This window comes from Ligilactobacillus pabuli, from assembly GCF_022836475.1.
In the GTDB taxonomy this organism is placed as follows: Bacteria; Bacillota; Bacilli; order Lactobacillales; family Lactobacillaceae; genus Ligilactobacillus; species Ligilactobacillus pabuli.
Genome location: NZ_BQXH01000016.1, coordinates 41007 through 52869 on the forward strand (window position 1 = coordinate 41007; position 11863 = coordinate 52869).

The following is an 11863-nucleotide window of genomic DNA, read 5'->3' on the forward strand; positions in this document are numbered from 1 at the left end:
GTGTATAAGGAGGAGAGGTTTGCTTCCCAGTTGTATGATTAATTGCCGGCTCAAGTTTGGGAAAGTTGAACCATCAAACTGATTAGCCGGTTCAAGTCTGGGAAAGTTCTCCACCCAGTTAGGTCCAAAACAGGAGTGACCACTTTGCTAGCTTCAAACTAGTGTGAGCGTGTACAATGACAGTAGTAATAGCTGCGAAAGGGGCAAGAAGAATGGTAGGAACTTATTTTGGTATCCATAATCATACGGCAATGGGGTCTAACACTCGTTTTTTAGATTCGATCAATGAAGTGGATGAGATTATTGCCGCTGCACATGAGAAAGGACTGGCCGGTATTTCTCTGAGTGATCATCAGACGTTGAGCAGCCATGTCCAAGCCGAAAAATACTTACAGAGTCATCGTGATGAACTGGGCGATTTTAAAGTAGCTTATGGTGATGAGATTTATTTAGTTGACCGTCAAGAAGTTGAACAGGCACGGGAAAAGCAGCTGCCCACTCCTTATTATCATTTCTTGTTAACCGCCAAGAATGCTCATGGCTACGAGTTTTTGCGGCAACTCACGACACAAGCGTGGCAGGACAGCTTTTTTGCCCAAGGCCAGCGCAGGTTGCCCACATACTGGGACTGGTTAGCGGCTAATTTGCCGGCTTACAAGGGAGATGTAATTGCCTCAACTGCGTGTTTAGGCTCACAATTATCCCAAACAATTTTGCATGGGACACCGGCACAGGCGGTCGAACTAGTGGAACGATTCCGGTCATTATTTGGCACAGAAAATTTATATTTTGAAATTATGCCAGCTCAAACACCCGAACAGGTCACTGTTAATCAGGCTTTGGTTCAATTAGCTGCTCAAACGGGCATTAAGTATCTGATTTCCACTGATGCTCACTATGTTGATCTTCGTGATCAGGCTAGCCATACCACTTTTCTAAAGTCGGAAAATCAGGCTCGTGATGTGCAGAGTTTTTATTCTTATGCCTATTTGTTTTCGTTGACGGACTTACAAGAATATTTGCCCGCTGATGTCATCACGACTGGGACGAAGAATTCCTTAGAATTGTTAGACCAGATCGAATCGTATAGTTTAAAACAAACCCAAGAGATTCCAGTGATTCCCATCCCAGATTTTCAGCAGGTGGTGGCGAGCGAAATTCAGCTGAAACTCGCTGATTACCCTGCAGTGCAATATTTTTTGGAATCGAAGCAACAGGCTGACCAGTATTTCTTGCGATTAGTTGTTGATGCGATGCGGGCTAAAAAGCAACCGTTTGATGAACTTCATTGGTCTCGAATCGACGCAGAACTGAATGCCATTAAAGCTGTTAGTCAGTATTTAGGGGCACCCTTATCCCAGTATTTTTTAACGATGTGTCAATTGTTACGGTTAGTTTGGCAAACTGGTTCGTTAGTCGGTCCAGGCCGGGGGTCAGTTGGATGTTTTTACACAGCCTATCTGTTAGATATTACCCAGGTCGATCCTATCAAATATGAATTACCCTACTGGCGTTTTCTTTCGGCAGAGCGTGCGAACGACTTACCCGATGTGGATACTGATTCAGAGGGTGCCAAACGAGCTGATATTATTGAAGCGTTTAAAAAGTATTTTGGCAACGACCATGTTTTAAATTTCTGTACCTTTAATACTCAAGCGCCGGCTTCGACAGTTTTGACGGCTTGTCGGGGGTTGGGGGTCGATTGGAATGAGTCACGGAACTTAGTGAACTTATTACCCAAAGAGCGGATGGTTGCTTGGCCAATCAAGGATGCAATTTATGGGAATGAGAAACTTGGACGGCGACCAGCCGCAGATTTTGTGGTGGCAGTGGCAAAAATCCCGCGTTTGCAAGAAACAATGTTACAAATTGAAGGCTCAGTCCGTGGAATCTCGCAACATGCCTCTGGGGTACTGATCACCAATGAACCGTACACTGAGCATAATGCTATGATGAAAACTCAGTCGGGCTTGGAAGTTACTCAGTATGATGCGGATGATAGTGCCTATCAAGGTGGTTTAAAGTATGATATTTTAACCTTGAACGCCTTAGACCGGATCCACGAAGCGCTGCGACTCTTGTTGCGTGACCATCAAATCGAATGGCAGGGGAGCTTGAAAGCAACTTATGACAAATATTTCGCAGTTGATCAGTTGGAAATGGATGCGCCGGAAATGTATGACATGTTATTTAACGGGGAGATTCTGAATGCTTTTGAGTTTAGCAGTTTGACTGGACGGCGGACGCTGTTAAAGATGAACGCACGGACCTTTGATCAGTTGGTGGCCGCTAATGCTTTGATGCGGTTGACGGTCGCTAGTGGAGAACAACCAATTGACCGTTATCTGCGCTACCGTGATGATCTGACTGCTTGGGAAAAAGATATGCGAGACTATGGCTTGCAGCCAGACGAAATTAGTTTAATGCAGGAGCATTTACAGAAATTTTACGGAGTCTGCTATTCTCAAGAAACACTAATGGCGTTAACGATGGATCCTAAAATTACTGGTTTTAATTTGTTAGAGGCTAACCGTTTGCGTAAATCGATCGCGAAGAAAAACCAGCAGCTCTATCAACAAGAAAAAGAACATTTTTACGCCAAGGGGCAGGAATTAGGGACGTCAACTGCTTTATTAAATTATGTTTGGGAAACTTGTGCCGAGCCGGCAAAGTACTATAGTTTTAACTTGGCACATGGAACGACTTATACCCTAGTTTTAATGGTCGAAATGAATATCGCCTATCGTTTTGGTGCAGTTTACTGGAAAACGGCTTGTTTGTCAGTTAACAGTGGGATTTATGGCAAGGTCTTTACGACTGCTGATTACGCTAAAGTTAGTCGGGCGATTGGTCAACTGCCAGGTGCCGTGATGAACCCAGATATTAACCGCTCAGATTATGGCTTTCTACCCGATGACGAAAGTGGGCGGATTTTATTTGGTTTATATCCAATTGTCGGCATTGGTAAAGATGATGCACAAACCATCATCGAACACCGCCCCTACCAGTCGCTTAGTGACTTCTTGACTAAAACGAAGCTGACTCCTAAAAAAGTAGTGACTTTGGTTAAAGCAGGGTGCTTTGATAGTTTGAACGCCAATCGACGCCAAGTGATGATAGACTTGGTGCGTGAAATTACTCCGGTAAAAAAGAAGTTAACCACAGTCCAAGTCCAAAAGATTGCACAGGAGATTCCGGCAGAATATGCCGCTGAAGTTCAGCTAGTTTTGTTTCGTAATAAAATTACCGGGAGAAATAAGGTCCCAATGAATGACGCTATTCAACAAGGGTTTTTTGAACAATATGAAAAGTCTTATTCGGCTGCAGTCGATCATGGTTGGCAACTAGACGATGGCAAACTAGTGATTGATATCAAGCAGTTTGACAAATGGTATAACAAGCAGATCAAGGACTTAAAAGAGTGGCTGAAAACCCCGGCAGCGACCGAACTTGAAGCACACCAACAGATGCGGGAGTTTTGGCAAGAAAATTGTGCTGGTAACGACGCTTCTTGGGAGATGGAAGCTCTGTCGTTTTATGTTAAGCGCCATGAACTAGATTATACGACGATCCCGGCACTCTACCAGACGGTTGATTTTCAGAAGTTAGGCGACGAACCAACAGCGATTGGCTGGACTAGGGGGAAAGGAAGTCCACGGCCGCAATATCAACGAAATGTACTGGCGGGGACAGTCATTGATAAGGATCCACGAAAAAACATGGTCTTCTTATTGACAACAACAGGAATCGTGAATGTTAGATTAGGTAAATATAATTATCGTCAGTATGACAAACGAACCAAGGATAGTCAGTCGTGGTTAGAACGTGGAACCAAGCTCTTAGTGGTAGGCTATCGGAGAAATGGCGACTACTATGCGAGCGCCACGCAAAGTAAGTACAAAGCTCCAGTGATGAAAATTATTGGTTATGGAGACAAGGCTTGGGTTCAGGAAAAAAAGTAGTTTTCTCAGGTCAGTTAAAGCGTTCGCTTCGAAATGAAGTGGGCGTTTTTTAATGCAAATCGTCGCTTAAGTGGCGGAAAATAATGCGTAGTTTGTTAACGTGCTAAGCCTTCACATCAAAGTGAAAAAAATTCAGTAGGAATTATGCTATAATACAGTTATTATTATTCTAAGCAACTTTTAATCTTTGACCCCAGGTGGAGGGAGAATGAGGGTTGTGGTGGTAAAATTATTAGGCGAAAATCGTCAAGGAGGCTAAAGGAATGAGTTTTTCAAATCGTAAAATCATAGCGCTTTCGTTAACAGGCTTGACCCTGTTTTTGACAGCATGCAGTTCGGGTGAGCAGGGGAAAAAAGCTGATAAACAGGTTTTGAATTGGAACGAGCAGACTGAATTGCCAACGCTTGACCCCTCGTTAGCCACTGACGGTACTAGCTTTGACATGCTGAACAACAGTATGGACGGCTTGTATCGTTTGGGTAAGAAAAACAAAGTTACAGCTGGTCTAGCTGAAAAAACTAAAATTTCCGACCACGGGTTAAAATATACCTTTAACCTCCGCCCCAATACCAAATGGAGTAACGGCGACACTGTTACTGCTCAGGATTTTGTTTATGGCTGGCAACGGACGGTTGATCCAAAAACGAATTCCAGTTATGCATACTTATTTGATGGCATCAAAAATGCGAATGATGTGGCCAATGGGAAAAAGCCAGTCGATACCTTGGGGATCAAGGCCCCTAGCAAATACAAGCTGGTGGTCACTTTAGATAAACAGATTCCATACTTTAAACTATTAATGGGCTTCCCAATTTTCTTCCCGCAAAATGAAAAAGTTGTCCAGAAATACGGCGATAAGTACGGAACAGCCTCGAAATACATGGTTTATAATGGACCATTCAAAATGAAGTCCTGGACGGGAACGAACCTGAGCTGGAATTTGCAGAAAAATCCAACTTATTGGGATAAAAAGGCTGTTAAATTAGCGCAAATTAATTTTAAAGTCAACAAGAGTGAGACGACCTCATACAACCTTTATCAGTCCGGCAAATTGGATTATACTGAATTAAGTTCAGAGCAGGCGAAGGCCTTGAATAAAAAAGCGGGTTACCGGGTCATTCCTTCCGCCACAACCTATTATCTAGGTTTTAATAAGAAGCAGGGCAGTTTGAAAAATGAGAAAATTAGACAGGCAATCTCATACTCCATTGACCGCCAACAGCTGGTCCATAAAATTTTAGGACGGTCCGCAATCGAATCTAAAGGGATCGTCAGTGGCAAGTTAGCGTCGTATAAGGGCCAAGATTTCGCCGAAGCCGCTAAAACAACGGCGGGTGTGACTTATGATCCAGCAAAGGCCAAGACGTTGCTGAAAGAAGGACTTGCTGAAATTGGACAAAGTTCATTGAAGTTAGACCTGTTAACTGATGATACAGATGCCAGCAAGAAAAATGTTGAGTTTTTGCAGAGTCAAATTGAGGACCATTTGGACGGCAAAGTTAAAATTACCACCACGAGTGTCCCGTTTAAAACGCGGTTAGCACGGTCAACTTCAGGTGATTATGATCTAGTACTGCAATACTGGGGAGCTGATTTTGCCGACCCGATCACTTTCCTGCAGATTTTCTCCGGGGATAATCCATCGAAGACCGGCGGCTGGCAAGATCCAACCTTTGATAAATTGATCAAAGATTCAATGACGACGGATGCGATGAACCAAGGCAAACGTTGGGATGACATGATTAAAGCTTCAAAGATCCTGAGTGAACAACAAGTGATCGCACCACTGTATCAAAACAAGATCCCAGCTATGATCAACCCGAAAGTGAAGGGACTGATCATGAACACAGCTGGGGTGTCAAACAATTGGAAGTATACGTATATTAGCGAATGATTTAGAAGAACTGCAGCAGTTTGAAAAATTTTAACCAGCAAGGGTAACTAATGTGAAGTTGGCATTGGCGATCCTTGCTGATTAGTGTGAAGTAGGAGTTGAGCTAACCACTTTGTTCCGCTCTGTGATTGAAGTCGAGCTCCGTAAAGCAGCTCCTTTCCGCCTATCCAAGCCCAACCTTCAATGCCTAAACCGCATTAAAGGCCAGGCTTCGATAGTGCTCGGGAGCTAACCGCTTTGCTCCGCTCTGTGTATAAATATAGAAGGGATGCATTTAAATGGGCTTACAAAAACCTTTATTAGATCCAATTAGCGATACAAAACCAGGCAAAAATAATCTGATCACCGATGTTCCCGGTGTGCGCGTTGGACAACAAACTATTATTACTGATCGGTTAAAAACTGGGGTGACCACAATTTTGCCGACAACAGAAAACATTTTTGAAAATAAGTTAGCTGCAGCTGGCTTAGTTATTAATGGTTTTGGCAAAAGTACGGGCCTGATTCAGGTCGAAGAACTCGGGACGTTGGAAACTCCCATCGTTTTGACTAATACATTGTCAGTGGGAGTTGCTTATAATTACCTGGTAAAAAAAGCTCTGGCCGAAAATCCTCAGATCGGCTTAGAAACCGGCACCGTTAACCCACTCGTGATGGAGTGTAACGATGGCGCCGTCAATAACATCCGAGACTTAGGCGTGACTGAAGCTGATATTGAAGCTGCATTTGCTAACTGCAGCGAACAGTTTGAAGAAGGCTGTTTTGGCGGTGGAACTGGGATGTGCTGTTACGACTTGAAAGGCGGCATTGGTTCAGCTTCTCGCCAAATTGAAATTGATGGACAGACCTTTACCTTGGGTGTGTTGGTCATGTCAAATTATGGCTACGTTTCTGATTTGAACATCTACGATCAGCCAATTGGCCAGCAAATTAGTCAGTTAGATGAATATCATAAACGTGATGAAGATGGCAGTATTATTACGATCATTGCCACGGATATTCCCTTTAATTCGCGACAACTCAAGCGGATCGCCAAGCGTTCCAGCGTTGGAATCACTCGGACTGGTTCGTTTATTGGCAATGATTCAGGGGAAATTACCCTGGCCTTTTCAACTGCCAACCAAATCAAACATGAACCTAAGCACCAGTTGATGACACACCAAGCTATTTCAGATGATCAAATGGACCGTTATTTTCGGATGACAGTGTCTGCCGTGGAAGAAGCTATTATTAGCTCATTAGTTCATGCCACGACGACGATCGACCGCAAAGGACAACAGCGTTTGAGTTTGACAGATGCCTTAAAGAAAGTCGCAAACAAGGATAGTGCAGCGGCTCCTCAAATCGCGAAACTCCAAGCACAGTTGGGGTTAGAAACGTCATTCGCTTAATTTGACCGGTAAAGTGGAGAAAAAAATGTCAGACAAACAAAATCTCAGCCGCAAAATAACCTTACTAGGAATTTTGACCGCTTTATGTACCGTTGTACGTTTGGTGGTCATTCCTTTGCCAAATGTCCAGCCGGTGACTGCTATTTTAATGTTAGTCAGCTTGAATTGGAGCGTGGGGGCGGGATTAGTGCTGGCGACTTTAACGATGCTGGTTTCAAATCTTTTCTTGGGCTTTGGTTTATGGACGGTTCCGCAAATTGCGGCCTACCTGGTTTGTATCTTAACCGTTGGCGTTATGCAAAAATTTCTGCCTTTAAAGCAACATTTGTGGCTGCAGATCTTACTTTGTACTGCATTGGGTTACGAATATGGCTGGTGTGTCAGTTTGGGTCTTGCAATTTTAGGCTCAGCTCCAGCTTTTTGGCCGTATTGGCTTAGCGGATTATTATTCGATACTTATCATGCCATGGGAAATTTGGTCTTTTATCCCTTGCTTGCGCCTGTGCTCTCAAAGCTGCTCCAAAAATATTTAACTAAATCGTTAAATTAAATCAGACCCTAACAGCTGATTTTTTATGCTAAAAATGGTAAATTTAAATTACGTACTTTTTAGAAGCGGCTCGTGTGAAAACACACAGCATAAGAGAGGAGTTTGAGATGTTAGACCTCAAAAATATTAAGAAATATTATACGGTGGGAGATACGACCACCAAAGCGTTAGATGACGTGTCAATTTCCTTTCGAGAAAAGGAATTTGTTTCGATTTTAGGTGCAAGTGGTTCGGGTAAAACCACCATGTTAAACATGATCGGCGGCTTAGACCGTTACGATTCAGGGGACTTGGTGATTAACGGCCAGTCCACCAAAACCTTTAAAGACAGTGATTGGGATGCTTACCGGAATAACTCTGTGGGCTTCATTTTTCAAAATTACAATATTATCACTCATTTAAGCATTATTGATAATGTGACGATGGGGATGACCTTGAGTGGAGTTGGCAGTGAAGAAAAAATTACCAAGGCCAAAGAGGCGTTAGTCCGCGTTGGTTTGGAAAAGCATATGAATAAGAAACCAGCCCAACTTTCTGGTGGCCAGTTACAGCGGGTTGCGATCGCGCGGGCTCTGGCCAATGACCCAGAGATTTTGCTGGCGGATGAACCAACGGGAGCTTTGGATACTGAGACCAGCCATGAGATCATGGACTTGATCAAGGAATTAGCCAAGGACCGTTTGGTAATTATGGTGACACATAATCCGGAACTGGCTGAAGAATATTCTGACCGGATCATTCGTTTTAACGATGGGGTCGTTTTAGATGACTCAGACCCTTATCAAAGCGGGGAAGTTAATGAAGATTTCGAACTCAAACGAACCAAGATGAGTTTTTGGACGGCTTTGAAACTGTCCTTTACTAACATTAAGACTAAAAAGGGTCGGACCTTCTTGACGATGTTTGCCTCTAGTATCGGAATCATTGGGATCGGGATCGTCTTGGCTTTGTCGAATGGTTTCCAAAAACAAATCGACAGCACACAATCTGAGACACTTTCCCAGTTCCCAGTCACGATTTCTCGAGTAGGGTTAGATTCACAAGCAGCAATGCAGTCGCAAGCCAGCGGCAAGAATAACTTTGCGAAGGGCCAATCGGTCACAGCGAAGAAGAGTGCGGCTGAATCGGCACAACATATTAACAAACTTGATCAAAAGTACGTTGATTATGTCCAAGATATTAAAAAATCAGCTGCCAAAGATCTGGCCTTTAGTTACACAACTGGATTTAACTTAGTTCGTCAGGTCGACGGCAAGTACCAGCCAGTTACTTTTTCTAACCAAGACCAATCTCAGGCACAAGGACAAATGGGTGACCCTAGCGCCGTAGTCGGAGTTGGTGGTGCTGTTTATCCGACTGACCGTCAGGGGAAGATGAGTTTCTTACACCGAAACTACCAAGTTTTGGCAGGTAAATATCCACAGAAGAAGACGGACCTGATCTTGATTGCTGATCAACACAATAATGTTAATTTGAATGCACTCAAGAACTTAGGCTTTGACGTTAAAAATGACCAAAACCTAAAGGCTTCTAAGCTAATTGGGACTAAGGTCAAATTAGTGGCCAACGATGATTTTTACCAGAAATTACCAACGGGGACGTTTGTACCGGCAAGAGACTATGCTCAAATGGCGAACTCTAGCCGGGCTAAGACTTTAACTGTGACTGGGATCTTACGGACGAAGTCGAAAAACTCTGACGGCTTGCTGGCTAATGGAGTGGCCTATAATGATCGTTTAACCAAAGAAGTGGTTGACCAAAACAAGAATTCCGCAATTGCGACTGCGCAACGGGCTAGCCAACAAAATGTCTTGACCGGTCAGCCGATCAAGGCCGGAACACAACCTGATCTAATGGCTTACCTGGGCGCTGCAAGTGTACCAAGCACGATTCAAATTTATCCAAAGAGTTTCAAGGAAAAAGACCAAGTGACTGATTATTTGGATAAATATAACCATGGCAAATCGGCGGATGACAAAATTGTCTACAACGATTTAGCCGGCAATATTAGTTCTTTAACTGGCGGCTTAATGGATGCCATTACGTATGTCTTGATTGGTTTTGCGGCCATTTCATTGGTAACTTCAATGATCATGATCGCAATTATCACCTATACGTCTGTTTTGGAACGGACCAAGGAAATTGGGGTCTTGAAGGCACTGGGAGCACGAAAGAAGGATATTACTCGAGTCTTTGATGCTGAAACCACGATTTTAGGTGTCGGCTCTGGGATCTTAGGGGTATTGATCGCGTGGTTGATCACCTTCCCAGCTAATGTGGTCTTGGAAAAGGTCACAGACTTAAGCAATGTGGCTCAACTGAATCCATGGCACGCAGTACTTTTGATCATCATCAGTACGATCCTGACAGTGTTGGGCGGCCACGTTCCTGCACGAATGGGTTCGAAGAAAGACGCAGCAATTGCGTTAAGATCTGAATAAAGAATTTAAAGATTTACCAGCTAACATTTAAGCATGGTCGGCTCACTGAAGCTGACCATCGCCTTACATAGAACGAGTTAACTGGCAACAAGAGGAGAAATTATGGCGGAAAATAGATTGAAACATGGAATCAGTACAACTGGACTGATCGCACTTGGTTCAGGCGGAGTGATCGGTAGTAGTTGGATTTATACAAATAGTCAGTTTTTTAAGCAGTATGGTGCCGGCGGAGAAATTTTTGGCCTCCTGACCGCATCTGTTTTAGCGATTTTGGTGTCCCTATCCTTTGCGGAATTATCGACGATTTATCCGAAGGCCGGTGGGGAAGTTGTATATGGATATGAAGCTTTTGGCAAAAAAGGCGGCCTGTTTGCCGGTTGGGCGCTGCTTGGTTCATATTTAAGTGCGTTAGCATTTTATGTCACAGCTTCTAGTTTCTTATTAGGTGAGATCTTCCCTCAAATTGCTCGAGGCCCGTACTATACGTTTGCGGGGGCCAGAGTTCATTATAGTGAATTGATCATTGGGGTGTTGATCACGCTCTTTATCTTTGCAATCAACTATTTGGGCGCCCAATTGACCAGTAACGTTCAAATTGTATTGTTTGCTTTGTTGATCATCTTAGGTTTAGCGTTAGTGGTCGTGGGCTTTTCTCACGGATCAGTCAGCAACTTTAGTCCGTCCTTTTATGAACATCAAGCTAAGACACCAGCGATTTTCCGCTTCATTTTGCCAGCGATGACCTTCTTAACTGGCTGGGAATCAATTGGTGTAATGGCCGAAGAGGTTAAAACACCGGCTCATAAAATTGGTAAGATCATTATTTTGTCAATTTCAATTGCGGCCCTGTTTTATATTACCGTCCTTTTGTCATCAGCTTGGGTTTACCCATGGAAAGAAACGGCTACGATGCAAATGGGCTCGATCGATGCGTTTAAAGCTGCTGGGTTCCCTAAATTGGGGACTGCCGCTTATATTATCGCCTTTTTGGGCTTAGGAACTAGTTTCTTGGCACTGTTTTCTGCAGCGCCACGCCTGATTTTTTCATTGGCACAAAAAGAAATTTTGCCGAAGTTTTTTGCAGAGATCCATCCACGTCATGGAACACCAGCACGTGCTGTTTGTTTGACACTTGTTTTGGTCTTAGGACTAGGCTGGATGGGCAAAGGTGCACTAACTTACTTCCTAGACATTGGTGGTTTCCTAACAGCTTTAGCTTGGGGGATCAATGCCTTTAATCTTCGTAAAATTCGGAAGATCCACCCAGAACTTAAAGGCGGCTTTAGAAACAAACATCTTTTCTTGCCAACGTTGGGCGGAGTGATTGCCATCGTGATCGCTTTGGCAACGGTAATTCCTGGGACTGCTGTTTCATTGGTTTGGCCATATGAATACGTGATCTTAGGAGTATGGATCGTGATCGGGTTATTAGCATTTTTCACTAGTAAAAAAGCATAATTTGTAGAAATCAAAACTGCTCGCTTGACAACTAACTATTGTCGGGCGAGCAGTTTTTTAGTGCGCCCGGCATGGGCAGTAACTAGGCGGTGCAAGTCCGCTGTGAGCCGTAGTGGTCGGTATCACGAGTCGAAGACAAGGGTGTCTATCGCGAGGTAGAATCTGA

6 protein-coding genes are annotated in these 11863 nt (G+C 43.7%); all 6 read left to right on the plus strand.

From position 1 onward, the window contains the following. Positions 1-176 precede the first annotated feature (176 nt). The 6 genes from LPAF129_RS08375 to LPAF129_RS08400 all read left to right on the plus strand — a co-directional run bounded on the left by LPAF129_RS08375 (position 177) and on the right by LPAF129_RS08400 (position 11697). Positions 177-3962 (plus strand): PHP domain-containing protein, encoded by a 3786-nt coding sequence (locus tag LPAF129_RS08375; protein WP_244056074.1) that lies wholly within the window; start codon positions 177-179, stop codon positions 3960-3962. Positions 3963-4225: 263 nt separating this feature from the next. Continuing rightward, positions 4226-5857 carry a peptide ABC transporter substrate-binding protein gene (locus LPAF129_RS08380; protein ID WP_244056087.1) on the plus strand — a complete coding sequence of 544 codons (1632 nt, stop codon included), beginning with the start codon at positions 4226-4228 and terminating at the stop codon, positions 5855-5857. Between the two features lie 278 nt (positions 5858-6135). Continuing rightward, complete coding sequence (locus LPAF129_RS08385) at positions 6136-7248, plus strand: DmpA family aminopeptidase (RefSeq protein WP_244056088.1); 1113 nt, start codon at positions 6136-6138, stop codon at positions 7246-7248. A gap of 25 nt (positions 7249-7273) precedes the next feature. Next, entirely contained in the window at positions 7274-7798 is a 525-nt protein-coding gene (locus LPAF129_RS08390) for an ECF transporter S component (RefSeq protein WP_244056092.1), read from the plus strand. A 107-nt stretch (positions 7799-7905) separates the two neighbouring features. Continuing rightward, complete coding sequence (locus LPAF129_RS08395) at positions 7906-10239, plus strand: ABC transporter ATP-binding protein/permease (protein WP_244056121.1); 2334 nt, start codon at positions 7906-7908, stop codon at positions 10237-10239. A 102-nt stretch (positions 10240-10341) separates the two neighbouring features. Then, entirely contained in the window at positions 10342-11697 is a 1356-nt protein-coding gene (locus tag LPAF129_RS08400; RefSeq protein WP_244056124.1) for an APC family permease, read from the plus strand. Positions 11698-11863: the final 166 nt, after the last annotated feature.

Coding starts and splice junctions, on each gene's coding strand:
- LPAF129_RS08390 (WP_244056092.1), top strand. CDS start 7,274: ATGTCAGACAAACAAAATCTCAGCCGCAAAATAACCTTACTAGGAATT.
- LPAF129_RS08375 (WP_244056074.1), top strand. CDS start 177: ATGACAGTAGTAATAGCTGCGAAAGGGGCAAGAAGAATGGTAGGAACT.
- LPAF129_RS08385 (WP_244056088.1), top strand. CDS start 6,136: ATGGGCTTACAAAAACCTTTATTAGATCCAATTAGCGATACAAAACCA.
- LPAF129_RS08395 (WP_244056121.1), top strand. CDS start 7,906: ATGTTAGACCTCAAAAATATTAAGAAATATTATACGGTGGGAGATACG.
- LPAF129_RS08380 (WP_244056087.1), top strand. CDS start 4,226: ATGAGTTTTTCAAATCGTAAAATCATAGCGCTTTCGTTAACAGGCTTG.
- LPAF129_RS08400 (WP_244056124.1), top strand. CDS start 10,342: ATGGCGGAAAATAGATTGAAACATGGAATCAGTACAACTGGACTGATC.